This is a genomic window from Paenibacillus sp. 2KB_22 (assembly GCF_052115745.1).
Taxonomy (GTDB): domain Bacteria; phylum Bacillota; class Bacilli; order Paenibacillales; family Paenibacillaceae; genus Paenibacillus.
In genome coordinates this window covers 1219058-1245234 of the sequence record NZ_JBFRHG010000002.1, presented here as the reverse complement: position 1 = coordinate 1245234, position 26177 = coordinate 1219058, and the positions used below count along the sequence as shown (strand labels likewise).

At 48.9% G+C, this 26177-nt stretch carries 18 protein-coding genes; 16 read left to right on the top strand and 2 right to left on the bottom strand.

The genetic code is table 11. The features are described 5' to 3' along the window. Positions 1 to 87 precede the first annotated feature (87 nt). From addB to AB4111_RS16520, 6 genes are all read left to right on the top strand, one after another. Positions 88 to 3591, top strand: a complete 3504-nt coding sequence (gene addB, locus AB4111_RS16545) for a helicase-exonuclease AddAB subunit AddB (protein WP_442032386.1) — start codon at positions 88 to 90, stop codon at positions 3589 to 3591. Next, positions 3588 to 8009, top strand: coding sequence for a helicase-exonuclease AddAB subunit AddA (addA, locus tag AB4111_RS16540; RefSeq protein WP_442032385.1), 4422 nt, complete (start codon positions 3588 to 3590; stop codon positions 8007 to 8009). The genes addB and addA overlap by 4 nt, the downstream gene beginning before the upstream one ends. Before the next feature lie 58 nt (positions 8010 to 8067). Next, a complete protein-coding gene (locus tag AB4111_RS16535) occupies positions 8068 to 9252 on the top strand; it encodes an exonuclease SbcCD subunit D (RefSeq protein ID WP_442032384.1) in 1185 nt (394 codons plus the stop codon). After that, on the top strand, positions 9249 to 12668 hold the full coding sequence (locus AB4111_RS16530) for an AAA family ATPase (RefSeq protein ID WP_442032383.1): 3420 nt from the start codon (positions 9249 to 9251) through the stop codon (positions 12666 to 12668). The genes AB4111_RS16535 and AB4111_RS16530 overlap by 4 nt, the downstream gene beginning before the upstream one ends. Next, complete coding sequence (locus AB4111_RS16525; protein ID WP_442032382.1) at positions 12668 to 12841, top strand: hypothetical protein; 174 nt, start codon at positions 12668 to 12670, stop codon at positions 12839 to 12841. The genes AB4111_RS16530 and AB4111_RS16525 overlap by 1 nt, the downstream gene beginning before the upstream one ends. Before the next feature lie 337 nt (positions 12842 to 13178). Beyond that, on the top strand, positions 13179 to 13523 hold the full coding sequence (locus AB4111_RS16520; RefSeq protein ID WP_442032381.1) for a hypothetical protein: 345 nt from the start codon (positions 13179 to 13181) through the stop codon (positions 13521 to 13523). A 781-nt stretch (positions 13524 to 14304) separates the two neighbouring features. On the opposite strand, the gene AB4111_RS16515 is transcribed toward AB4111_RS16520, so the two are convergent. Both AB4111_RS16515 and AB4111_RS16510 read right to left on the bottom strand, forming a co-directional pair. Beyond that, positions 14305 to 15438, bottom strand: coding sequence for a bifunctional cystathionine gamma-lyase/homocysteine desulfhydrase (locus AB4111_RS16515; protein ID WP_442032380.1), 1134 nt, complete (start codon positions 15436 to 15438; stop codon positions 14305 to 14307). Position 15439: 1 nt separating this feature from the next. Next, a complete protein-coding gene (locus tag AB4111_RS16510) occupies positions 15440 to 16363 on the bottom strand; it encodes a PLP-dependent cysteine synthase family protein (RefSeq protein WP_442032379.1) in 924 nt (307 codons plus the stop codon). Positions 16364 to 16665: 302 nt separating this feature from the next. Between AB4111_RS16510 and AB4111_RS16505 the strand changes: the two genes are divergently transcribed. The 10 genes from AB4111_RS16505 to AB4111_RS16460 all read left to right on the top strand — a co-directional run bounded on the left by AB4111_RS16505 (position 16666) and on the right by AB4111_RS16460 (position 26157). After that, positions 16666 to 17025, top strand: a complete 360-nt coding sequence (locus AB4111_RS16505) for a histidine triad nucleotide-binding protein (RefSeq protein WP_442032378.1) — start codon at positions 16666 to 16668, stop codon at positions 17023 to 17025. A 189-nt stretch (positions 17026 to 17214) separates the two neighbouring features. Then, entirely contained in the window at positions 17215 to 17388 is a 174-nt protein-coding gene (gene rpsU / locus AB4111_RS16500) for a 30S ribosomal protein S21 (protein WP_005547957.1), read from the top strand. A 15-nt stretch (positions 17389 to 17403) separates the two neighbouring features. Next, the gene (locus tag AB4111_RS16495) at positions 17404 to 17847 is read left to right on the top strand and encodes a GatB/YqeY domain-containing protein (protein ID WP_062835503.1); all 444 of its coding nucleotides are present in this window, start codon (positions 17404 to 17406) and stop codon (positions 17845 to 17847) included. Between the two features lie 283 nt (positions 17848 to 18130). Further along, a complete protein-coding gene (locus tag AB4111_RS16490) occupies positions 18131 to 19453 on the top strand; it encodes an NfeD family protein (protein ID WP_442032783.1) in 1323 nt (440 codons plus the stop codon). 160 nt (positions 19454 to 19613) lie between these two features. Beyond that, positions 19614 to 20624, top strand: coding sequence for a flotillin-like protein FloA (floA, locus tag AB4111_RS16485; protein WP_442032377.1), 1011 nt, complete (start codon positions 19614 to 19616; stop codon positions 20622 to 20624). Between the two features lie 13 nt (positions 20625 to 20637). Then, entirely contained in the window at positions 20638 to 21249 is a 612-nt protein-coding gene (locus AB4111_RS16480; protein WP_442032376.1) for a hypothetical protein, read from the top strand. A gap of 180 nt (positions 21250 to 21429) precedes the next feature. Then, positions 21430 to 21723 carry a sporulation protein YqfC gene (yqfC, locus tag AB4111_RS16475; protein WP_253439401.1) on the top strand — a complete coding sequence of 98 codons (294 nt, stop codon included), beginning with the start codon at positions 21430 to 21432 and terminating at the stop codon, positions 21721 to 21723. Beyond that, positions 21720 to 22913 carry a sporulation protein YqfD gene (gene yqfD / locus AB4111_RS16470; RefSeq protein WP_442032375.1) on the top strand — a complete coding sequence of 398 codons (1194 nt, stop codon included), beginning with the start codon at positions 21720 to 21722 and terminating at the stop codon, positions 22911 to 22913. Before yqfC ends, yqfD begins: the two co-directional genes overlap by 4 nt. Before the next feature lie 6 nt (positions 22914 to 22919). Then, positions 22920 to 23891, top strand: coding sequence for a PhoH family protein (locus AB4111_RS16465; protein ID WP_215077563.1), 972 nt, complete (start codon positions 22920 to 22922; stop codon positions 23889 to 23891). Positions 23892 to 23907: 16 nt separating this feature from the next. After that, positions 23908 to 26157 (top strand): HD family phosphohydrolase, encoded by a 2250-nt coding sequence (locus AB4111_RS16460; RefSeq protein ID WP_442032374.1) that lies wholly within the window; start codon positions 23908 to 23910, stop codon positions 26155 to 26157. The last annotated feature ends 20 nt before the right edge of the window (positions 26158 to 26177 follow it).

Sequence of the window (26177 nt, the reverse complement as noted above, 5' to 3'; positions counted from 1 at the left end):
GGATAGTGGCAAACGTATGTTCCGAACCAAGTCAGATATGTTATACTGGGAATTAAAATCTTGTACGTGTGGTTTGGAGGATTAGACATGTCCGTTCGTTTTGTTATTGGCCGGGCAGGCAGCGGCAAAAGCTCGCTGATTACCCGGGAAATTACATCCTTGCTTCAAAAGGAGCCGCAAGGTAAACCTTTGATTTTACTCGTTCCCGAACAGAGTTCTTTTCGAACAGAGCAGGCATTGGTGTCTTCTGGAGCAATTAAAGGTACCATGCGTGCAGAAGTGCTCGGCTTTCGCCGTTTAGCCTATCGTGTAATGCAGGAAGCAGGCGGTTCTGCTCGTATTCCGATCGGAGCCGAAGGCAAAAAAATGCTACTTTATAAAGTCATCCAGCGCCGTAAGGAAGAATTGAAGCTCTTTGGTGCATCCGGCAGCCAGCTGGGTTTTATAGGGGAATTAAATGACTTATATAGTGAATTGAAACGTTATGAAGTTGATCCATCATTGCTGGAAGAAGGGCTGTCTGGAGGGTATACCTCATCCTCTTCACCAATTCTGGAGGACAAGTTGCATGACTTGAATCTGATATATCGTGACTATGAACAGGAATTGACTGACTTATATATTGATGATGAAGATACGTTGACCGAGCTGACAGAGCGTTTGTCGGAAAGTACGTTGCTGCAGGATGCTCAGATCTGGATTGATGGTTTTCAGGGATTCACGCCACAGGAGATGAGTGTGATCGGTCGCCTGATGTTGCAGTGCTCTTCCGTGACGATTGCACTGACATTGGATCGTCCTTATGATCACGGGGCTCTGCCTGGAGAATTGGAACTGTTCTATCCCACGGCGAGTGCTTACGCGCGTCTCAAAGGAATGGCTGAAGAACTGGGTGTACCGAGCGATACAACCGTGCTGGACTCAGAGATTCCACCGAGATACAAGGATCGTGCGGGACTTGCTCATCTGGAGTCTGGTTTCGACCGTCGAATTCGGTGGAAAGATGATGGCCTTGATTCTGGAATCCGACTGGTTGCAGCGGAGAACCGACGAGCTGAGATGGAGGGAGCACTTCGTGAGATGCGGCGCCTGGCGCAAAACGAAGGTGCGCGTTATCGGGATATGGCTGTACTTGTTCGTCAGCTGGATACCTACGCTGATATAGCTGAACCGTTATTCAGGGATTATGGCGTACCTGTCTTTCTGGACCGCAGAAGAAATGAGCTTCATCATCCATTATCCGAATTTATCCGTTCCGCACTGGATATTGTTCGGCGCAACTGGCGTTATGAGGATGTATTTCGCTGTGTCAAAACGGATCTGCTGCTTCCGCGTGATGGTTCCATCACTCGTGAAGATATGGACCAGCTTGAGAATTATGTACTGGCTTGTGGTATTCATGGGTATCGCTGGACTGACGGCAAACCGTGGAAGTATGTACCAAGCCTGTCGCTGGAAGACAATGGTCAGGAAGGCCGTAGTCGAGGACGGGACCAAATGCTTTCTTTAATGGAGAGCTGCCGAACAGTCATTACAGATTCTCTGGGTGCTTTTGAGAAACGAATGAAAAAGGCAAAGACAGCCAAAGCTCAATGCGAGGCACTATACAGACTGCTCGAAGATGCCGAAATCCCATGGAAGCTGGAACATATGTCTGCTGAAGCTAAGGTTCAAGGTGACCCTGAACGGTCGAGAGAACATCGGCAGATGTGGGGAGCTGTGCTGGATCTATTGGATCAGATGGTAGATATGATGGGGAATGAACGGTTGGATATCACTCTGTTTGCCGGGATGATTGAGACCGGATTGACGGAACTGAAGCTGGGTCTAGTACCACCCGCACTTGATCAGGTATTGGTTGGTTCCATGGACCGTACACGTCTTCAGGACATCAAATATGTATTTATCCTTGGTGCAGTTGATGGTGAATTGCCAGCTGTACCTCAGGATGATGGCGTATTAACGGAACTGGAGAGAGCGTTACTGACGGAAAGAGGTGTGACGCTTGGACCAGGAGCAACGAGGCAAATGTTGGATGAACGTTTTCTGATCTATACGGCACTTACAGCGGCAAGCAGCCAGTTGTGGCTGAGTTACCCGGTTGCTGATGATGAGGGAAAAGCATTGCTTCCTTCTGAGATTGTCCGCCATGTACGGAAAATGTTTGGTCTGCAAGAACAGCCATTGCTTGCTCAACCACCGGTCGCGAACTCGGAAGAAGCGCATTGGTCCTATGTCACCCATCCGGGTCAGAGTCTGTCTGCGCTCATTGGACAATTGCGTAAATGGCGTCGCGGAGAAGACATCCCTGAAATGTGGTGGGCGGTCTACAATTGGCATGTATCTCAGGAGACAAGTAGACCTCAACTGGAGCGGTTGATGGGATCAATCTTTTATCGTAATCGGGCATTGCCACTACGTACAGCCACCAGTCGCAGACTGTATGGCACAGAGGTAAGGACGAGTGTCTCACGAATGGAGCGGTTCGTAGCTTGTCCATTTTCCCATTTTGCCTCGCACGGGTTGCGCCTCAAAGAACGGCAATTGTACCGCCTTCAGGCTCCTGATATCGGACAACTGTTTCATGCTGCACTAAGCCAGCTGGCTATGCGGTTGCGTGAAGAAAATCGTAGTTGGGGCAGCCTGACCCCAGACCAATGCCGCAAGGAAGCCGAGCAAACCGTGGAGCAGATTGCACCACAGCTGCAAGGGGAGATTTTGCTAAGCACCAAGCGATACGGTTATATTTTCCGCAAATTGAAGGACATTGTTAGTCGGGCATCCGTTATTCTCGGGGAACAATCGAGACGGGGAAGTTTTGAACCGATTGGGTTGGAGCTTGATTTTGGACCGGATAAAACACTGCCACCACTGCGTTTTGAACTGGAGAACGGCTGTGTAATGGAGATCGTGGGTCGTATAGACCGTGTGGATGTGGCAGAAGGCGAGAATGGTCTGCTCCTCCGTGTCATTGACTATAAATCGAGCCAGACGGACCTCAAGCTGCATGAAGTGTACTATGGTCTGTCATTGCAGATGCTCACCTATCTGGAGGTGCTACTTAGTGCTGCCGAGGAATGGCTTGGGGAAACGGCGATGCCGGGAGGAACGCTGTATTTCCATGTGCATAACCCGCTGTTGCAATCCGCAAACGGCATGACATCGGAGCAGGCGGGACAAGAACTGCTGAAACGGTTCAAAATGAAAGGTTTGCTGCTGGCAGATCGAGATGCAATCGCTCAAATGGACAACACTCTGGATAAGGGGTATTCAGCCATTATTCCAGTTGCCCTTAAGGCGGACGGAAGCTTTTATAGCAGCGCCGCTGTAGCCACGCCAGAGCAATGGGATACGCTGCTTGCTTCGGTTCGAAGTAATATCCGCGAGATTGGTACCCGAATTACGGATGGGGATGTGGCCATTGAGCCTTATCGTATTCAGCAGGAAGTGGCATGCACGTTCTGTCCATATAAGCCTGTTTGTCAGTTTGATGAGAATATAGAAGGAAATGAATATAATTTGCTTGCCAAACCGGGCAAACAGCAAATCTGGGATATGTTATCTCACACCAAAGGAGGGGAAACATCATGACGAATATGCCTAAACCGGAAGGAAGCTTCTGGAGTGACGATCAGTGGAGTGCGATCTCGGAAAGCGGAGAAGATATTCTGGTTGCTGCTGCGGCGGGATCGGGCAAAACAGCCGTATTGGTTGAACGTATTATTCGCAAGATCGCAGATCCCTCCCAAGGATTCAGTGTGGATCGTTTGCTTGTAGCTACGTTTACCAAAGCCGCCGCCGCCGAGATGAAACAACGGATTCGGGAAGCGCTGGAACGTGCGCTTGAAGAACAGCCTGGAGAAGAACATCTGCGTAAGCAGTTGTCTCTGCTTGGGCGGGCATCCATTACAACATTACATTCATTCTGTATGGAAGTCATTCGCCGGTACTATCAGCAGATTCCGTTGAATCCGGCTTTCCGTATCCTGAATGAAAATGAAGCGGAAATCATGCGGCAGGAACTGCTCGAAGAACTCTTCGAGGAGAAGTATGGCGAAGAAGATGAAGGCAGTACATTCCGCGAATTGGTGGACTGGTTCAGTGGAGAACGAAACGATGATGCCATGCATCGACTGGTGCAACGCTTGTATGATTTCTCCCGCAGCCATTCCTGGCCGGATCATTGGCTCTCAGAGATGGCATCCGCTTTTCAGGTGGAGAGTGTGGAGGAGCTGGGGCATTCAGCATGGGTTCAGAGTATTATGCGTGATGCTGCTCTTGCTTTGAGTGGTGCAGCAGGACTGCTCCGTCAAGGCATCCATATTTCCATGCAACCTGAAGGCCCTGCACCGTATGCAGATACGTTAAAAGAAGATCTGATGATGGTGGAGGAGCTGCTGTCTGCGATCCAGGTTATGCCGTGGGAAAGGTTGCCCGAAGTGTTTCAACCCGCTGCATTTGGCAAACTGAAACCCTGCAAAAAGGATCAAACGGACCCGGCTTTACAGGATCAAGTGAAGGAACTCCGGGAGGCTGCGAAAAAGGCAGTTTCCGATCTGAAAGGCTCATTGTTCGGAAGAAGTGCGTTTTCGTTCTGGCAGGAGCTGGAGCAGGCGGCACCACTCATGCAGGAGTTGGCGAGGTTGGTTAGTACATTTGGAGAACGTTATCGACAGGCTAAACAGGAACGTGGGCAAGTTGACTTCAGTGATCTGGAGCATTACTGTCTTCACATTTTGCGACATGAGGATTCAACGCCTGAGCTCTCGATGCCTTCCGATGCGGCTATGGAATATCGTTCGCGATTCGATGAAGTGTTGCTTGATGAATATCAGGATACCAACACGGTTCAGGAAGATATCGTGAAACTGATCTCCAGAGAAAACCCGGGTAACCGATTCATGGTAGGTGATGTCAAACAGAGTATCTACCGGTTCCGGTTGGCTGAGCCAGGTCTGTTTATGAACAAATATCGCCAGTACGGAGCGAACACGCATGAGGACAGAAATGGTGAAGATCGCCTGAATCGTACAGGTCAACGTATTGATCTGGCACGTAATTTCCGCAGTCGTGCGGAAGTCGTGCATTCGGTCAATATGATATTCCGGCAACTCATGAACGAAGGTGTGGCAGAGATTGCTTACGATGAACGAGCACAACTGGCATATGGGGCCACGTTCCCGTCAGAAACGCTTGGGGATGAGGCGTATACACCTGAACTCATGCTGATCGATCGTCAGGGCGGCGGTCCTGATCTGACAGAGAGTACGGATGAGAACGGGGATGCAGCGGTCTCCGCAGAACTGGAGAGTGCCGAACTTGAGACAGCGCAGTTGGAAGCACGGGCGATCGCAAGGCGTATTCGTGAGATGGTTGGAGATACGGACAAACCTGCCCTCCATGTGTATGACAAAGCCCTGCAAACGATGCGCCCGGCACGTTACGGTGACATGGTCATCTTGCTGCGTTCAACCTTGATGTGGGCTCCGCTCATGATTGAGGAATTCAGACAGCAGGGAATTCCTGCTGGCGGAGAACAGAGCAAGGGTTACTTCCAGGCTACGGAAGTGGAAATCATGATGTCTCTGCTTCAGCTTGTTGATAATCCAAGGCAGGATATTCCGCTTGCTTCCGTACTCCGTTCCCCGATTGTTGGACTGGATGAAGAAGAACTGGCACAGATTCGGCTTGGTGACAAAAGACAGTCTTTCTACGATGCAGTTATAACGGCTGCTGGAGAATGGGGCGATTCCTCCACTAATGCCGGACAACAATCTGGGCAGGACAATCATCCTGACTCTAATATCGTCCAGTTGCAGTGGCCGGAAGCCTGGTCAGAGATGAGACAGGGACAGCGGGAGACAGCAGCTTCTGTCGAGGCAGAGATTCTTGACCATGGATATGAATTCGATGTGCATACAGATGGAATTCAAGATGCTGGTTTTACTGGAGCTTCAGGCGAGGGTATGGGTGATAAGGAGATTTCAGGCTCAGAGTTGCAGCAAAAGTTAATTCGCTTTTTGCGTCAATTGCAGCAGTGGAGACTTGAGGCAAGACAAGGCAGTCTGAGTGAACTGATTTGGCGTATGTATCGGGAAACCGGGTATTTGGACTGGGTTGGTGGTCTTCCCGGAGGACTGCAACGTCAAAGTAATCTTAAGGCATTGTATGATCGCGCACGGCAATATGAGGAATCAACTGCAAATCGCGGCTTGTTCCGTTTCCTGACCTATGTCTCAAGATTGCGGGAAAACGGGGGAGACCTGGGGACTGTAGCGGGTAGTTCCGGTGAGCAGGACAACGCTGTACGTATCATGACGATTCACCGGAGTAAGGGTCTGGAGTTTCCGATTGTCTTTGTCGGAGGCATATCCAAGATGTTCAATCAGCAGGATCTGAACGCACCGTTTCTAATGCATAGAGAACTGGGATTTGGTCCGAGGTTTGTGGATCGTGAGAACCGGGTTGCCTATCCTACACTAGCCAATCTGGCGATTCGTCGTCGTGCGCAATTTGAATTGCTTGCTGAAGAGATGCGTGTGTTGTACGTTGCGTTGACCCGTCCCAAAGAGAAAATGATTCTGCTGGGTACTGTAAAAGATGCAGCGAAAAAAGCGCTGGCGTGGTCTCAGGTCAAGGATAGTCCTGAACTGGCATTGCCAGATTATCTGCTTGCAGCAGGACGGAGTTACCTGGACTGGATTGGACCATCCCTGATGAGACATCCAGATGCGGCTGTGCTGCGTGAACTTGCTGGAAGTCATGATTCGTTCTCAGCCTGTCTTGCAGATGATCAATCACGATGGGTGATTTCTATTATTTCCGCCGATCAGGTGTCCCGTGACCATGTGGTGGATCAGACACTCGGAGAAGAAGACGGGATGACTGTGGTGCGGAAAGAACGAATTGCTGCGCTAAAAGCGGTTCAGCCCGTCAAATTGGTTACATCCTCAACTGTAGAAGAGCTGGCGAAGAGTGCACAAGATACGGCGAACCAAAACATTGCAGATGCAGGTGCAGATACGGTAGCTCTTCAACAAGAGGAGACACGGCTGATCCATGAGGTTGATCAACGGCTTTCATGGACATATCCCTATGAAGCAGCAACTCAAGTGGCAGCCAGTACATCTGTCACGGAGTTGAAAACGTTACTTGCGATGCAGGACATCCAGTCCGTAGAGGTGATGGAGGAACTGGGAGAGCAGTCCGAGACATTATTGGCTCAAAACACCCCAGGAATCAATTACATCAAGGATGAGGCAGGTTATGAACAACGTGGCACATCCAGTGAACCTAACGAGCAGGAGACTGGATCAGGCTCAGATTCAACCGGTACGATGAACGTTTCGGATGCGGGATCTGCTGGTACATCTTTCAAATTACATCTGCGTCGTCCCAAATTTATGGGAGAGAAACAACTGACAGGGGCAGAACGGGGGAACGTGTATCATACGTTGATGCAGCATCTTCCTGTGGATGGATCAACAACCGTTGACTCACAGCTTGTTGAACAGACAATTGAGCGGTTGATTAAGCTTCAGATTCTGCTGCCCCAACATGTTGAGGCGATCGAACCCGAAGAACTGACCGGATTTTTCAATACAGAACCAGGGGAAGAATTATTGCGTGCAGATTGGGTAAAACGGGAGATCCCGTTTGTATATGGACTTCCGGCACATCAGTCTCCTGTGGAATGGTTACATGAACGGGCGTCGAACTCAGATATGCAGGCATTAAATATAGATAACAAAATGAAGGCAACGATTGAAAATGAAACAGTGCTTGTACAGGGGATTATTGACTGTTTGTATGAGGTGGACGGCGAGCTTGTCTTGCTTGATTACAAGACTGATCGGGTGTTGGAGCATCGTGGTGGTTTGGATGAACTTACCAAAAATTATCGCTTCCAGCTGGATCTGTATGGACGGGCGATTGAAGATATATTAGGTCGGAAAGTTGACCGGAAATGGCTGTACTTTTTTGATGGTGGACATGCAGTGAAACTGTAAAAGAACTTGATCGGAATCAGAACCATGGATATCACATGGGAGAGGGGTGGAACGGACGATGCGTATTTTGCACACAGGGGACTGGCATTTGGGAAAAACGCTGGAAGGACGAAGCCGACTGCGTGAACAGGAGGATTTCGTTGATGAACTCGTCAGACTGGCGGATGAGCAGCAGGCGGATGCCATATTGATGGCTGGAGATGTGTATGATTCGGTGAATCCTCCCGCAGCGGCGGAGCAGCTTTTTTACGAAGCTGCAGCGCGTCTGACAGCAGATGGAAGACCTCTCGTGGTGATTGCAGGAAATCATGATCAGCCAGAGCGTGTAGCTTCTGTTACGCCACTTGTGAACAGGCAGGGCATTACACTCGTAGGTATGCCTACTTCAGAAGCAGTGACTATCTATGCAAAGCGGACCGGGGAGACTGGACAGATTGCGGCATTACCTTATCCTTCTGAAGCAAGATTGAATGAATTGCTGACAACGGATGGGGACGAAAATGTGCTTCGTCAGGCATACAGTCAACGGGTGGGCATGTTAATGCAGCGTCTGGCAGCTTCTTTTCGCCCGGATACCGTGAACATGGCCATGAGTCATATCTATGTGCTCGGCGGACTTGAGAGTGATTCGGAACGTCCGATTCAGATCGGTGGGGCCTACACAGTGGACCCTTCATCTTTATCGACTGGTGCGCAATACACGGCGCTTGGGCATCTTCATCGGGCACAGGCTGTCAAAGGAGACGGTGTGATTCGATATAGCGGTTCTCCTCTCGCCTACAGCTTCTCGGAAGCGGGGCAGAGCAAGTCTGTCACGATGGTTGATCTCGCACCGGGCGGAGCAGCAAAGGTAGAAGAAGTTTTGTTAACGTCCGGGCGTCCGCTTGTGCGCTGGCAGGCGCGTGGTGGTCTGGCCGAAGTATATCGCTGGCTTGACGAGGGACGTGATCCGCAGGCTTTTATCGACATGGAAGTGTGGCTGGACGAGGCGATGTCCCTGAAGGAGATTCAGCAGCTTCGGAAATCACATGAGGGTATCATTCATATTCGCCCGGTGTATCCCGAGATGGCTGCAGCAGGACTTTTGGAGCAACGATCCGAGCTGCCGGTTCACGAACTTTTCCGTAAATTCTATCAGCGTCAGACAGGCGGTGCACAACCGGAAGACAGCCTGGTACAGCTTTTTCTGGAACTTGTGGATGAAGACGAGCCGGGTGTGCGTGAGGAGGTCGAGGGAAGATGAAGCCAGTTCTATTAAAAGTTGCCGGACTTCAAAGCTATCGGGAGATGCAGGAGATTGATTTTACCGTGCTGACGGAGACGGGTCTATTCGGTATTTTCGGTCCAACGGGTAGTGGTAAATCTTCCTTGCTTGATGCCATCACACTCGCCATGTATGGCAAAGTGGAACGTGCAGTGAACGGGACGCAGGGCATTATGAATCATGCAGAGGATTCGTTGTCGGTTGCTTTTACATTTGAACTGATGTCGGCGGAAGGCACTCGAAGGTTCCGGGTAGAGCGACGTTTCAAACGAAATAATGAAGTGTCGGTGAGTAACACGATCAGTAAATTCATAGAGACGGTCAATGGCGAAGAGCAGGTGCTTGCCGACAAATTGGCAGATGTGAATCGCTGTGTTGAAGATGTGATCGGTTTGAAGATGGATGACTTTACACGGGCAGTGGTGCTTCCGCAAGGGAAGTTTGCCGAGTTTTTGTCACTCAAAGGCAGTGAACGTCGCCAGATGCTGCAACGATTATTCCATTTGGAGAAGTATGGGGACCAGTTGGCCATCAAATTAAGTCGACGGGTCAAGGATAATGATATGGTTCACCAATCCCTTGCTGCGGAGCAACAGGGACTTGGCAATGCCAGCAAGGAAACGTTGGATGAGACGAAACGTCTTCTTCAAGCCGCTGTACAGCAGTCTGAATTGTCCCGCAAAGCGCTGGATGAAGCTGCAAAGGAAGCCGAACAACTGGGCAAAATTCGTGAGTTAAGTCACGAACGGCAGGCCCGTACAGAGGAACAGCAAAAGCTGAAAGCTCTGGAACCACAGGTTGAGGCGGGCGAACAACGGCTAAAACAATCCGTTGCGGCAGATGCCATACTGCCTGCGTTGCAGACGGTTCGAGATGCTACAGCTACACAGAAGCAGCGGCAGGATATTGCCGAGACAGCTCATCAGCAAGCCCTGGAACATGAGCGTCTGGCTGTTCAGGAAGCGGAGAAGGCCGAGGCGGCACGTAAGCAAATGACTGAGGAAGAACCGAAACTTTTGCTGCGTCTGGAGCAGCTCGAACAAGCGAAAGAGCTGCAACGGGAACGGGACGGGCTTCAAGCCGATTGCTCGCGCCTTGCTCAGTTTCTGGAACAGGGGCAGGGCGAACAGACTGCGCTGGGACAGCAACTTGAGAAAGAAAAGGAGCTGCAGCAGCGCGGGCGCAAGCGGCGTGAGGAACTACAGGAGAGCCTCAAGCCGAATGAGGTGAAGTCAGAGGAACGCAGGCAACTTCAGGCTGCGCTTGAACTGAAGCATCGTGTCGATACTGCTGCGGAGCAATTACAGCAAAACAAGGCTGACATGCAAGCCTATAAGCAGTCGGCAGAACAGGGAGCCGACAAGCTGAAGGCGGCGGCTGAGGAAGAAAGACGCCTGAGTGATCAGCGTCAGCATCTCGTAGAACAGGCGTCAGCAGGTCTTGAGGCCTTGCTTGCCTGTGAGCAGGACATCAGCCGCGAACAGAGCCTGCTGGCCCTTGCGGAGGAACAGCTGCGTGGCACGATGCGCGAGCAGGAGCTGCACCGGCTGTCCTCCGCCTTGCGCGCCGAGCTGCGCGATGGCGAGCCATGCCCGGTGTGCGGCTCGCCGCATCACCCACTCCCGGCTGCGCCGCAGGGAGAAGGTCCGCACGCAGGCGATGCGGACCTGGAACTGCTGCGCAGCCTGCACGCGGAGCTGCAGGAGCTGCGCTTTGGGCTGCGCCAGCAGCTGCACGAACGTCGCAGCCTGCTGACGCAGCTTGGCGCTGCGGCCGGCGAAGCTCCTGCCGCAGCCGAGGCCGCGCCTGCGGCAGCGGAGCCCGAGCCCGCCGGGTCGCCCGAATACGGGCGCTCCCCGGCAAGCTGGGCATCGCGTGCCGCTGCGCTGCGCGAAGCCGCGCAGGCGCTGGCTGCCGCAGCAGCGCCGCTCCAGGCCGAAGCCGCCGCGTTGCAGCAGGCGGCTGTGGGCGCGCAGCAGCGCCGCATGGAAGCGGCAGCTGCGCAAGAGGCCAGCCGTGCCGGGCTCGCCCAGGCGGAGCGCAAGCTGGCCGAGAGCGAGGCTGCAGCGGCTGCCTTGCAGGGCCGCTGGGCCGCGGAACTGCCGGGCATCGCTCAGGAGGAGGCCAAGGCCCTCTATCAGGCGATGCAGGAGCGCGATGCGCGCGCCGAAGACATCAAGGAACGTCTGAACAAAAGCGTGACGTTCCTTGAGGAAAAAGATCAGATCATTCAATCTCTCCAGCAGAAGCTGGTGGAATTGGACAAACAACTGATCCAGTGGCAAACGCAGTGGCAGGGCAATAACAAGCTTCTCGCCGAGAAGGAAGAACGCTTGCGCCAGTGGGTTGGGGAGCAACGGGTAGAAGACCTGATTGCTGCGGCTCAGGCTCGTCTGGATGGACTGCGGAAAGAAGCTGAGGAGTCGGCACAACGCTTCAAAGAAGCGGATCATCTGAAACAGGAATCAGCCAAGAAAGATGTCATGGCTCAGCAGGCTGCCGCCTCGGCAACAGAGCATCTGCAACAGGCACAGGAACGGTGGAATCAATTGCTGAAACAATCCCCGTTCGACTCGGATGATGCCGTTGTGTCCGCGGCGATGCCTTCCCAGGAAGCAGAACGACTGGCAGGGGAGATCCAGCAGCACCGTGAACGTGAGCGTGAACTGGCATCCCAATTGCGTGAACTGGAACAAAAGCTGGGTGGTGCAGTTGTATCGGAGGAACAGTGGTTAGCCTGCACTGAACGATTACAGCTGGTCCGGACTCAGGATGAGGCTGCCCTTCGTGCCAAAGCACGTGCAGAACGTGATCTGGAGGATGTGGAGCAGCGACATGTTCGCTGGACCGAACTGGAGAACAAGCGGTTGGAGGTAAGCCGTCAAGGCGAACTGCTCAGCAAACTTCAATCAGCGTTCAGAGGTAATGCTTTTGTTGAGTATATTGCCGAGGAACAACTGATGCAGGTCAGTCATGCGGCATCTCAGCGTCTGCGCTTCCTGACCAAACAACGTTATTCACTGGAGGTGGATTCCGGTGGTGGTTTTGTGATCTGTGATGATGCCAACGGAGGAGTCAAACGACCGGTTTCGACGTTATCCGGTGGCGAGACGTTTTTGACTTCGTTGTCACTGGCCTTGGCACTGTCGGCCCAGATTCAGCTGCGAGGTCAGTACCCGCTTCAATTCTTTTTCCTGGATGAAGGGTTCGGTACACTTGACCCTGAGCTGTTGGATACCGTCATTACGTCTCTGGAAAAATTGCATGACGACCGATTGGCTGTTGGTGTAATCAGTCACGTGCCTGAACTGCGTGCACGCTTGCCGCGCAAGCTTGTGGTGATTCCGGCAGGGGAGGCTGGAAACGGCTCACGGGTGGTCTTGGAGACCCTGTAATGGGAAACAGGATGGTGGATATCCGCTTACAATCCGGGCTTGGGCCAGAATGCCGAAATTATAGTGCGGATATATGTCTGTCTGGAGAAGTGACCTGTCACCGATTGAACGGCAGACGTGGAGAAAAGAGGGAAGCACTAAGCTTCTCTCTCCCCCAAGTCTCAGCAAAATAAATGATAGAAGCTCCATAGTCCAAGTAACTTAATATTACCGAAATTATTATTGTAAAAATATTTCTTTTCTTGCTTGGATAACATAGCGGAGTGAGTTTCATCACAGATACAGGTTCATCCCGCTGTTATACTACAGTTAAGCCGACAAACTTGTTTTAAGTACCCCGGCGGACATCTGATCAGGACGTTTCCTGAATAGATGTCCGCGCAGCAGACTTCCCAGGAAGCCGCTCACGGGGTGCTTCTTTTTTGTGTTTTCTCCTCGTTAGTGTCAATTCGCCCAGTTCTGAATACCATGAAAAGGTGATCAAGAACAGAATCAGGGAGGCGTTGGCAAGTGGAAAAAGTGGAAGCGAAGAAATTATGCAAGGAACACATGCACCGTTATGTATGTGTACAGATGAATGACGGTATGCATTACGATGGCATCATGGAAAATGTGGATGACGAAATGATCTACCTGGCTGTTCCCGTTGGACCGGAAGCCATGGTGAATCATGCGAACTGGGCTCCAAATGCAATGCCTGGAGGGAACTATCCAATAGGTCATACTCGCGGATTTTATCCAGGTTACGGCTACCCTACGCCTTATCCGTATTATGGTTATGGCCGTAGACGTTTTAACCGTCTGGTGCTCCCGTTATTTGCGCTAACAGCATTAACCCTTTTACCGTACTATTGAAATTGAAAAATACAGGCATAACTACAGTGATTCATTCTCATGAATCTTATGAAAGTTTTTGAAAAGAACAAACTGAGGATGGATGTTTCATTCAAAGGTACCGTACAGTATGAAATAGGGAAGTCTTATCACATACGGAGTCTCAGCCTAATGTATCGCGACCATCATTGCAATACAACAGGCAACATACCGAACATCCAAAAGGTCATGCCTGTGCAGAAGCGAATTTCTGTAAGGCATGCCCTTTTTTTGAACCTAATTAGTGTAAGGTCGATGATGAACGGATGGCACACCGCATGTAGTTAAACCTGCTGAAAGCAGAAGCGAGCCTTAACGTGTTCGTAGCAGCAAACGGCGAATCGTATTCTGAATATACGAAAAGAGAGAATATGCCCATGTGTAAGCAAACAATCAAGACACCGCATGGCTTTAATTCTCTATTTAATTCTCTATTCCGATAAGAAGTTCGCTTCGGGTGGAATTGAGGCTTTTCTCTTGCTCACGGTTGGAGGACAGAGCATGATGTGAGCGCTGACGAATCTGAGGCATCTTATTCAAGGTTTTGAAGCGTCAGCGGCAATCTAACGAATCTGAGACACGCTATAACCGGATAAACAGCCATTTTCAGCATTGTTGTGAGGTTATTTTGGGAAATAACGTGTCTGATGTTCCTTATAATTTGAAATGAGGGCCTGAACCCGAATTAAGACGTCCTGTGTTCCTTAGAACATCGTCAACTTCCCATTCGCTGTATCAGCCAGCATGGGACTTCAAAATGCCCTTAACTTAATGCAGATTTCAAATCCTCAAGTAAATCCTCCACATCCTCGATCCCAACGGAGATACGAATCAAACCATCCGTGATCCCCAATTCTTGCCGACGTTCATAGGGAATGGAAGCATGTGTCATTCGGGCAGGTACAGATATTAGACTTTCCACCGCACCCAGGCTTTCAGCCAATGTGAAATAACGGACTTTGCTTAACACATCATCTACTTTTTCAGCACTACCTACATCAAAGGAAACCATACCGCCATATCCTCTTGCTTGCGTGGAAGCGAGCTTGTGCTGCGGATGGTCGGGCAACCCGGGATAATAGACTTTGCTCACTGTCGGGTGCTGATTCAAAAATGTCACAATCTGCTCTGTATTACGTTCTTGCGCTTCCATGCGCAATCCCAACGTTTTCAGACCGCGCATTAGTAGCCAGGAATCCATAGGTCCCAGGACTGCGCCGATTGCATTTTGGATAAAATGCAGATCTTCTCCAAGTTGCTCGCTGTTAACAACCGCAAGTCCTGCCACGACATCACTATGACCACCGATATATTTCGTTGCAGAATGCAGTACAATATCTGCCCCTAGAGCCAGCGGGTTTTGCCAATAAGGCGTACTAAACGTATTGTCCACGATGAACAGCAGTTCATGTTGTTTCGACCAGTTCGCTACAGCAGCAATATCGGTGACCTTGAGTAACGGATTAGTAGGTGTTTCTACATAAATGGCCTTTGTATTGGTTTGCAAAGTCTGCTCCAGTGCTTTTAGTGATGTTGTATCTACAAAGGAAGACTCGATCCCCAGACGATTCAGCACCTTGGTGAAAATGCGATAGGTCCCGCCGTATACATCATCCGTCAGAATGACGTGATCTCCAGTTTTCAACAGCGACAATGCAGCGTGAATTGCAGCCATTCCCGAACTAAAAGCAAAACCTCGAACGCCATCCTCCAGCTCTTTAATGACTTCTTCCAACGCATGACGGGTAGGGTTCCCTGTACGTGAATACTCGTATCCTTTGTGTACACCAACCGATTCCTGCTCATACGTGCTTACTTGATAGATCGGTACACTCACTGCACCAGTATGTGGATCACCAACAATTCCTGCATGAATCAGCTTTGTTTTGGATCTCATTTTATTGTCCTCCATTATAGATATTTTGGCTTAAATACCGTTCGCTGCTATCCGGGAAAATAACGACGATGTTACTTCCAGGAGCTGCGTGAACGGCTTCGTTTAATGCGGCTTGCATAGCTGCACCTGAGGAACTTCCTACCAGTAGTCCTTCCAACAGGGCTAGATCCTTGACCCGCTCAAAGGCATCTTCATCTGAGATCGTATGAATGGCATCAAAATAATTCACATCCATAAAAGGAGATAACGTTTCGACGCCTATTCCTTCTGTACGATGAGGTCCCGAGGGACCTCCTGCGAGAATCGAACCTTCGGGTTCTACGATACATGTTTTGATTAACGGGTTTTGCTCCTTCAAATAGCGAGATCCTCCCATAAAGGTTCCGCCAGACCCGGCTCCGGCGACATATATATGCACCTGTCCGTTCAGATCACACCAAATCTCAGGGCCCAGATGTTCATAATGTGCGAGCGGGTTATCCACATTGGAGAACTGACCTGGAATATACGAACCCGGTATTTCTCTCGCAAGCGATTCCGCCTTACGTATGGCACCGGTCATTCCTTCTGAGGTGGGGGTGTTCACGACCGTAGCTCCGAGGGCTTTCATCAATTGCTGCTTCTCGACGCTGAACTTTTGAGGTACCGTGAAAATGACATTTAGATTTAGGCCTACAGCTGCCATTGCAAGACCAATGCCTGTATTGCCGGCAGTAGCTTCAATCACCGTTCCACCTGGCTTAACATCTCCTCGTGCCAAGGCCTGCTCCAATAAAAACTTGCCGATCCGGTCTTTCACACTTCCTCCAGGATTCATGAATTCCAGTTTGGCGAATAGGCGGATTCCTTCCGGTAATGGATAACGGGTTAATTCAAGTAGCGGCGTATTACCTATAAGTTCCTGTACATGTTGATAAACGGTCAAATTAACCAAACTCCTTTTTTACATTCATTAATTATACATATTGGTTTACTCGGAAAAAGTGCGTATTAAAACCATATTTCGATAAAATGGTCTGTAATACATACCTCTTTATTTGACTGATTATGATGAATTCCTATTGTTGTCTCATCACCTGCAATCTATGGAAATAGATCATTGAGAGGCAGGGGAATGGAGAGTTGACCTAGATTACCTGATTGTGTGCTAGAGATTGGACGTGGGTTTTTACTTCTAGTATGATAGAAGGGAATACATACATTGGAATACAAAGGAGGGTATGAACTATGGATTGCTTATTTTGCAAAATTGTAGAGGGCACCATTCCCTCCAATAAAGTACTGGAGAATGACCATGTTATCGTGTTTCACGACATCCAGCCCGCTGCACCGACACATGTGCTTATCATTCCGAAGAAACATATTGCTTCCATGAATGAAGTTACTGCAGAAGATCTGCCTTTGATCGGTGAGATTCATCTGGCTGCTCAAGAAGCAGCCAAGCGTCTTGGCGTGGAGGAAACAGGATATCGCCTAATCAACAATTGTGGTAAGGATGGAGAACAAACTGTTCATCATCTGCATTATCATTTGTTGGGTGGTACAAGACTTGGCGTGTTGACAAGTCTGTCGGATTCTCACCAATAAACGAGCTAATGGGTACTACTATTGAGGATTTAGTCATATGCATGAAGTCCATGGATATGTGACCAAACGCTCATATAAATAAGTGATCATTACATTGAGGTTGACACCTTTATTACCTTTCGCCTATAATGAAAGATGATGAACCGTGTTATTGCTCTTGGACGGTCTGGTCGGAGGGAGGGAAAACTGGTGTCTGAAACTAAAGTTCGCAAAAACGAGACTATTGATGCTGCACTTCGTCGTTTTAAACGCTCCATCGCTAAAGATGGCGTATTGGCTGAGGTGAAGAAACGTAAGCATTATGAGAAGCCAAGCGTAAAGCGCAAGAAAAAGTCCGAGGCTGCTCGTAAGAGAAAGTTTTAGGAGGATTTTAACTACATGAATCTTAGCGAACGATTGAACGAAGATATGAAGCAAGCGATGAAGAGTAAGGACAAGTTCAGACTCTCCAACATTCGGTTGATTCGTTCGACGATCAAGAATCTTGAAATAGATTTGAAAAGAGATTTGGATGACAACGAAGTGCTTGATATTCTGAGTCGTGAAATCAAACAGCGCAAAGATGCCCTCCAAGAATTTGACAAAGCGGGCCGTGAAGACCTCGCGGCAAATGCAAAAGCGGAAATTGAAGTACTCATCCAGTACCTTCCCGCACAACTTTCCGAAGAAGAAATTAAAGTTATTGTACAGCAGACCATCCAGGAAACCGGTGCTTCTTCGAAAGCCGAGATGGGGAAAGTTATGGCGGCCCTTATGCCGAAAGTTAAAGGCAAAGCGGACGGCAAACTGGTGAATCAAGCAGTTCAACAATTTCTGCAATAAAGCAAATCAATAAACACCTTCTGACCTGTCAGAAGGTGTTTTTTCCATTTACCAGAAAGCATGATGTCCTTTTTGATAGAGAAATTTCTTTTTAATGGTTAATATATATTATTATGGTTTTATATTCTTGCAATTGATCAAGTTTTCAAATATAATTTTAAGATTTTGAAACGAAATGTTGCATTGCACGTAATAAATACCATAAGCTGGACAGTATAACATTAATGGAAAAGGGGGGACTATTGTGAAGGGAAAGCGCCGGAAGAAGCTTACGGGGCCATTGATGCTCTTAATGCTGCTGACGCTGTTGCTTCCTGTCTGGATTGGATCACCGTCAGCGCATGCAGCTGAGAAGAGTGGCGCCGTATATATTATTCCGGTTGATAAACCAATCGAGCAGGGACTTGGCAAGTTCATGGAACGCGGGTTCAAGGAAGCGGAAAAGATGAACGCTGGCCTGATCGTTCTTGATATCAATACGCCGGGAGGCCGTGTCGACACTGCGGAAGCGTTGGGTACCCTGATCAAGGACAGTCCGATTGAGACTGTTGCATTTGTCCGTGGAGATGCTGCTTCAGCCGGAAGTTTTCTGGCCCTGAATGCAGATAAGATCGTAATGTCACCAGGCAGTATGATCGGTGCGGCAGCTATGGTGGACAGTACGGGTAAACATGTTGATGATCCAAAGCTTGTTGCATTCTGGAAAAGCAAAATGCAGGGAGCAGCTGAAATCAGTGGTCGTGATGGCAAGATTGCAGCTGGAATGACGGATGTTAACATCGTTGTTGAAATGCCAGAGATCAATAAAACCAAGCAAAAAGGTGAAATTATTGCTCTCTCGGCTGAAGAAGCGCTGAAAGTTGGTTATGCCGACCACATCAGCAACACACCGGAAGAGGCCGCATCTTGGCTCGGTTACAGTCAGGATGACGTATTTAAGGTAGAACGAACAACAGCGGAGAATATCTCATCGTTTCTTACCAATCCGGTTGTCATGACTGTGCTATTATTTCTCGGAATCGCAGGTGTGATCATTGAATTGATTGTTCCTGGGTTTGGAGTTCCTGGTATTGTAGGTATCGTATGTTTCGTGTTGTATTTCTCGGGTAATTACATTGCGGGATTTGCCGGAGCAGAGACATGGGTGCTATTTACCGTCGGACTCATCATGATGATTCTGGAGATGTTTATTCCAAGCTTAGGTATTCTGGGGATTTTGGGATCCATTGCACTTGTTGCCGGTGTTGTAAGGGCTGCTTATGATACGAGTGATGCATTTGTATCTTTGGGTATTGCTTTTGGAGCGGCGCTGGTAGTCATCGCGATTATCTCAATTATCTTTAAGGATCGAGGAATATGGAATCGGTTCATCCTGAGTGACAGTATGTCTGCGGATCGGGGTTATTCATCAGCCACAGAGCGCAAAGAGCTGGTTGGTCTGCAAGGAATCAGCTTGACACCGCTTCGTCCTTCTGGAACAGCAATGTTTGAAGGGGAGCGAATTGACGTTGTATCTGATGGAGACTTCATTCCGGTTGACACACCGATTATTGTGATTAAAGCGGAAGGTACCCGGATTGTCGTTCAACAAGCATTGCCGGTGTAACTCGCTTTGTTGTCGAAGCGGATTAACGCTTCGGCAATGTACATAACCACTTGAGCTGAAGCTGCCAGTGTGGTGAAGCAGTTGAATACAGCAGCAGTTTCATGAAATTATGCTATGACATGTTTTTAAAAATTTAAATTGCAAATGGAGGAATTATCACATGGACACATCTACAATCACGATTTTGCTCATTGCGGTAGTGGGTATTATCGTATTGAGCGTATTCTTCAGCTTTTTCCCAGTTATGCTCTGGGTTTCGGCGATTGCATCCGGCGTACGTGTAAGTATTATTACACTGGTTGCGATGAGACTGAGACGTGTGACGCCTAGCCGTATCGTTAATCCAATGATCAAAGCTACTAAAGCAGGTCTTAAACTCTCAATGAACCAACTGGAAAGTCACTTCCTGGCTGGTGGTAACGTTGACCGTGTTGTAAACGCTCTGATTGCTGCACAACGTGCGAACATTCCACTCGAATTTGAACGTGCTGCTGCCATTGACCTCGCAGGTCGTGACGTATTGCAAGCCGTACAAATGAGTGTAAATCCTCGTGTAATTGAAACTCCAGTCGTTTCTGCAGTAGCCAAAGATGGTATTGAAGTCAATGTTCGAGCAAGAATTACAGTTCGTGCCAATATTGACCGACTTGTCGGTGGTGCTGGTGAAGAGACGATTATTGCCCGTGTCGGTGAAGGTATCGTAAGTACGAATGGTTCCTCCAACTCCCACAAAGACGTTCTTGAAAATCCGGATATGATCTCTCGTACGGTCTTGTCCAAAGGACTGGATTCAGGGACTGCTTTTGAGATTTTGTCTATTGATATTGCAGACGTTGATGTAGGTAAAAACATTGGTGCCTTCTTGCAGACAGAGCAGGCAGAAGCCGATAAGCGCATCGCTCAGGCAAAAGCAGAAGAGCGCCGTGCGATGGCTGTGGCCCAAGAGCAAGAGATGAAAGCACGCGTTGTAGAAATGAGAGCACGCGTAGTTGAATCAGAATCTGCAGTGCCACTTGCAATGGCAGAGGCTTTGCGTAATGGTAAAATTAGTGTTATGGATTACATGAATCTCAAAAATATTGAAGCGGATACTCAAATGCGCAATACATTGGGAAAACCTGGTGAAGGTTCGAATTCCAACGATCAGGGTGATTCCAAAAACGGAAGATAGGCGGTGAGTGCATATGGGCCTATTTGAATGGATTTTTAATAATCTGTATATTGTAGCTGTTATCGGTTTTGCCCTCTTTTCCTTCTTGGGAAAAGCTGCCAAATCGGCTGATCCGAACAAAAAGCGACCTGGAAACGGGATGCCAACCTTCGGTGGCAGTGGCGACTCCCACCGTTCACCCGCGCAGACCTCTAAGCAACAATCTTCGCGGACTGAGGCTGCGGGTGAGACTCGTTACGATGAAACCTATGACAATCAGTATGATGAACCTTATGAAAACCAGTATGATGAAGCTCCTCACAATCAGCCTAATGTAGGACCTGTAACTTCTTCACGTACTTTAGATGAGGTAGGTAGTCGAGATTTCAGTGGAGCAATGGAACGTTCACTTGACCAACAGAACAAAGAATTTGAAAAGCAACAACGTTTGATTCATGAAAGGCTAAATCGCTTTTCTCCTTCGAACAAACCAGTTGTGTCTGATTCTAGTTGGGATCAAGTTGACACAAGCGATTCGGGGAATTCCCAACTTCGTCCTGGAGATATTCGTACGGGCGTCATATGGGCAGAAGTATTGGGTCCACCCCGTTCCAAGCAACCGTTTGGTACAAGAGGGAAACTGTAAACAAGTTAAGTTGTTGGACGGAAATAGAGCCGTCTCTGGTGAGCATAAAGCCGCCGGAGACGGCTTTTTCTGTTTTCTATCCATTTTTCTCAACATTCGTATCTAACACGCCCCGGAATTTTCATAAATTCATGAATCTGCGCATAAGTTGAACTGTAGAGGAAGGGGGAAGACCTTCGAATGACCCGGATCAGCCGCAAGCTGCGCAGATGGACGAGTGAAGTGTTGGATCTGCCGCAGGATGTGCTTTATGATATGCCACGGTTAACCCTGATCGGCAGTAAGCAACTGTATATAGAGAATCATCGCGGTGTCATCCATTTCACCCCGGATCGCATCGTGTTGGCTCTTTCCCAAGGCCAATTGGAGATCAAAGGAAATGCCTTGGTGATACGTAACATTTTGCCGGATGAAGTAGCTGTTGAAGGAACGATTCTGGATATTCATATGAATGGAGTGGAGGGGAACGGATGAAGCAGCCCAGTCTGTATAAACTGCGGGGAGCAGTCCGAATCACGGTCACTGGGGGAGACATTGAAACATTGATCAACACAGTGGCAGAGCAGGGACTGGAAGTGTGGAACCTGCGTGCTCACGATGGACGCGTGGCAGAGATGAACATTCTGCTGCCGCATTTTTTCAGGTTGCGTCCTGTGTTGAAACGGACAGGCTGCAGGGTGAAAGTGACCCATCGCAGCGGTTTCCCTTTTTTTGCAGCTCGACTATTACGTAGGAAGTTCTTTCTTGGGGGAATGCTGTTTTTTGTGGCAGCTTTGTTTGCGTTGTCGTCCATGGTATGGGATGTGGAGGTCAAGGGTAACGTTACCATTCCTACGGACGAGGTGCTCGCAGCAGCGAAGAAAGAGGGGATATATCCTTTCCAATGGGGGTTCCGCTTACCAAGCCAAGACAAGCTCTCCAGACAGCTTGCACTCGCTCTTCCGGATGTAACCTGGATTGGTGTGAGCAAAGAGGGGACAACCATTACCATTCAGGTCGTGGAATCGGCGCAACCTAAGCGCGAGCCGTTACTGAATCCCAGACATCTGATCAGCAAGTCAGATGCTGTCGTCATTCAAATCTACGCGGAGCAGGGGCGCCCTGTTGTTCAGAAGGACATGCGTGTCAAAAAGGGCCAGGTATTAATCTCGGGGATTCTCGGGGATGAGGAGAACACCAAAACCATCGTTGCCAAAGGCGAAGTTCGTGGTCTGGTATGGCGTGAGTATCAGGTAGAGGTCCCGTTGGTGCAAAAACATAACACCATGACAGGTGAGAGCAAAGAACGTTTTTACATGGTACTGGGAAAATGGGCGATCCAACTGTGGGGGTACGGAAGTACACCGTTCAGTTCATTTGATACCGAGAGTAATCACAGACCATTGACGTGGCGATCCTTCACACTTCCGATGGGTTGGCTGACAGAGAAAGATCTGGAGACCCGAGAGCATGAGGAACAGCAGACGATAGAATGGGCCAGAACGAAAGGATTGGAAGGAGCAAGGAACGACATTATCGCCAAAAACGGTAAAGGAACGAAAATTATAAGTGAAAAAATTTTGCATGAGAAGAAAGAGAATGGTAAAGTTTATATGAAAGTCTTATTTGAAGTAGAAGAAAGCATTGCGGAGGAACTTCCGCTAGTCCATAGTCAAGGAGAATGAGGATATTTGTCAGAGCAAACACGCAGCATACAAATCTCGCTCCAGAGTGCGGGAGAGGGTCAGTCTCTTTTTGGACCCCAAGATACTTTTCTTAAACTGATTGAATCCGAGATTCCCGCCCAGATTGCATCCCGTGAAGCGGAGATTGTGATTTTCGGCAACGCACAGCAAGTGGAATCGCTTGAACAATTATTTGATGTGTTACTGCAATTGATACGCAACGGATATGTGTTAACTGAAAGAGATGTGAAGTATGCGATTGAACTTGCCAAGGATATGCGGGCAGACCAGCTATTGGATCTGTTCAAGGGCGAGATTACGACGACATACCGAGGTAAACCAATCCGTGTTAAAACCATTGGACAGAAGCACTATGTAACTACAATTAAAAAACGTGATATTGTATTTGGCATTGGTCCTGCCGGTACGGGTAAAACCTACCTGGCTGTTGTACTGGCCGTTGCCGCAATCAAAGAGGGCAGCGTCAAACGCATTGTACTCACACGGCCTGCTGTTGAAGCAGGAGAGAGTCTTGGGTTTTTGCCAGGTGATCTTCAAGAAAAGGTAGACCCGTATCTGCGACCGCTGTACGACGCCCTGTATGACGTTATGGGACAAGAACAGACCGCGAAGGCACTGGAGCGTGGGTTAATCGAAATTGCACCACTCGCCTACATGCGGGGGCGTACCTTGGATGACTCGTTCATCATTCTCGATGAAGCACAGAACACAACGCCGGAACAGATGAAGATGTTTCTGACCCGTCTTGGTTTTGGCTCCAAAATGGTCATCACCGGAGACGTGACACAGATTGATTTACCGCGTGGTAAGAAATCCGGGCTTGTGGAAGCGAATACGATCTTGAACGAAGTTGAAGAGATCGGATTTGTGCATTTTGCCGAACAAGATGTTGTGCGGCATTCTCTCGTCCAGAAAATTATCGTGGCTTACAACCACGCCGCAGAAAATCAAGCATAGAAAGGGATTGTCTAAAGTGACCTCGAAGGAAACGTCAAAAGGCAAATCTTTTCAGAATAAGGCTACAGGATGGAAGTATAGCGTGTGGGCACGCTATCTTCTGTTTTTGTTTCTGGTGATTCTTTTCTACGTGAGTCTGGCTTCCAAGCTGCTCCCTGAGCGGTATGATATTCAGGAAGGAACACGGAGTGAAGTGGATATTGCTGCGCCCATGCAGATTCCGAACAACAAGGCCACACTTAAAGCACAGGAAGAAGCTGCTGAACGGGTACAGCCGATATTTCAGATTGTGCAGATGCGAAATGAAAATCTGATGACGACCCTGCTTGATCGTGTAGATCGATTGAATCAGGATGATCAGATTTCAAGTCAGGACAAGATTGATATTTATCGGGATGAAATTCCGCAGCGTCAGAAGGACTTTGTGACCAACTATATCAATAATAATCGGAAAGCCGGTACATACTCCGAGACTCTGTTAGAAGAGATCAGAAACGTGGTACAGGAGCAAAGCTACCGTATTCCCGAAGAAACTTACATCAAAATCTCGCGTCTGACATCGGATGATATCCAGGAGATGAAACCAGTTGCGAGGGATATTGTTGCCCGTTTAATGACGGATCAGATTAGCGATGCAACCACTGCCCGTGCCAAAGTAGCTGAGATGGTGAGTGTCAGCTCTCTTAGTAAGCGTACGCAACGTGAGGTCGTGCAAGAACTTGCCCGCCTCGTAGTGACCGCTAACCGCTTCTACGATGAAGAGGGAACCAAGGAAGCGAAAGTTCAGGCGCGTGAGAACACGCAAACCGTCTTTATCAAGCAAGGGGACACCTTAGTAGCCAAAGGTGAGATGATCACCCCGGAGATGTATACGTTGCTGGATGAGAATGATTTGCTGAAAAATGAAGTGAACTACTGGCCACAGCTTGGTCTTCTTATGTTTTCCTGCCTGTTGTCGGCAGCAATTCTGATGTATATTCAGCAATGCAGCGGAACGCATTTCAAATATAATAATGCGCAGCTATTGATGCTTGTTCTCATTTTTATTATTACGATAGTGGTTATGCATGTGACGGCGATTATTCAAACCAATGAGAGGTCGTATGTGGGCTTCCTTGCACCTGTTGCGGTAGGGGCGATGTTAATTGCGCTGTTGCTGGATACGTCGCTTGCCTTTGTATGTTCGATATTAATCGGTATGTTGTCTAGTATCATATTGAACACGCATCAGGGTCAGCTTTTTGACTTCGAACTAGGGTTCTTCGCCGTAGTCGTTTCGTTTGTTGCGATCTTCGCAACCCATAAGGCTAGTCAGCGATCAACGATCCTGAAAGGGGCCATTATGGTCTGCCTGTTCGGGTCGATAGCCGTCTTCACCCTGGCTTTGATTGACTCAGGAGACTGGAACCGAACCACGACACTGTATGGCGTTGGGTTTGCATTTGCAGGTGGCGTATTAACTGCCATATTGGTCATTGGGCTGATGCCGTTTTTCGAAACTTCATTTGGCATTTTGTCAGCGCTCAAACTGGTGGAACTGTCTAATCCGAACCATCCGCTTTTGCGCAAGTTGCTTACGGAGACCCCGGGTACCTATCATCATAGCGTTATGGTAGGGAATCTGTCCGAAGCTGCAGCAGAAGCCATTGGAGCTAACGGATTGCTCTGCCGAGTGGGTTCATATTATCATGATATTGGCAAGACGAAGCGCCCCATCTATTTTATTGAGAATCAGAACAATATGGAGAATCCGCATGATTCAATTGATCCCAAACTGAGCAAATCCATTATCGTTGCCCATGCGCGCGATGGGGTGGAAATGCAGAAGGATTACAAGCTGCCAAGACCTATTCGGGATATTGCGGAACAGCATCACGGAACGACTTTTCTCCACTATTTCTATCACAAAGCACTGCGTCAGGCGGAAGAAGCAGGCGTTGAACCTGATTTCACGGAAGAAGATTTCCGTTACCCTGGGCCGAAGGCTCAGTCCAAGGAATCAGCTATTGTTGGCATTGCCGATAGTGTGGAGGCTGCTGTGAGATCTTTGCGCAAACCGACTGTGGAGCAAGTGGAGTCCATGATTGAGAAGATTATTAAAGGTCGGTTGGACGATCATCAATTCAATGATTGTGACCTTACGATGCGCGAACTGGATATTGTTGCCAGAACATTGAAGGAAACGGTGATGGGTATCTTCCACTCCAGGATAGAATATCCCGAGGAGATTAAGAAACCAAAGCCGACTTCACCCGAAGCGGGTTGATTTCACTTTTTGAACAACCT

Excerpts from the sequence above, each read along its gene's own strand:
- addB (WP_442032386.1), top strand. The coding sequence starts at position 88 with ATGTCCGTTCGTTTTGTTATTGGCCGGGCAGGCAGCGGCAAAAGCTCG.
- addA (WP_442032385.1), top strand. The coding sequence starts at position 3,588 with ATGACGAATATGCCTAAACCGGAAGGAAGCTTCTGGAGTGACGATCAG.
- AB4111_RS16535 (WP_442032384.1), top strand. The coding sequence starts at position 8,068 with ATGCGTATTTTGCACACAGGGGACTGGCATTTGGGAAAAACGCTGGAA.
- AB4111_RS16530 (WP_442032383.1), top strand. The coding sequence starts at position 9,249 with ATGAAGCCAGTTCTATTAAAAGTTGCCGGACTTCAAAGCTATCGGGAG.
- AB4111_RS16525 (WP_442032382.1), top strand. The coding sequence starts at position 12,668 with ATGGGAAACAGGATGGTGGATATCCGCTTACAATCCGGGCTTGGGCCA.
- AB4111_RS16515 (WP_442032380.1), bottom strand. The coding sequence starts at position 15,438 with ATGAGATCCAAAACAAAGCTGATTCATGCAGGAATTGTTGGTGATCCA.
- AB4111_RS16505 (WP_442032378.1), top strand. The coding sequence starts at position 16,666 with ATGGATTGCTTATTTTGCAAAATTGTAGAGGGCACCATTCCCTCCAAT.
- AB4111_RS16495 (WP_062835503.1), top strand. The coding sequence starts at position 17,404 with ATGAATCTTAGCGAACGATTGAACGAAGATATGAAGCAAGCGATGAAG.
- AB4111_RS16490 (WP_442032783.1), top strand. The coding sequence starts at position 18,131 with ATGCTCTTAATGCTGCTGACGCTGTTGCTTCCTGTCTGGATTGGATCA.
- floA (WP_442032377.1), top strand. The coding sequence starts at position 19,614 with ATGGACACATCTACAATCACGATTTTGCTCATTGCGGTAGTGGGTATT.
- AB4111_RS16480 (WP_442032376.1), top strand. The coding sequence starts at position 20,638 with ATGGGCCTATTTGAATGGATTTTTAATAATCTGTATATTGTAGCTGTT.
- yqfC (WP_253439401.1), top strand. The coding sequence starts at position 21,430 with ATGACCCGGATCAGCCGCAAGCTGCGCAGATGGACGAGTGAAGTGTTG.
- yqfD (WP_442032375.1), top strand. The coding sequence starts at position 21,720 with ATGAAGCAGCCCAGTCTGTATAAACTGCGGGGAGCAGTCCGAATCACG.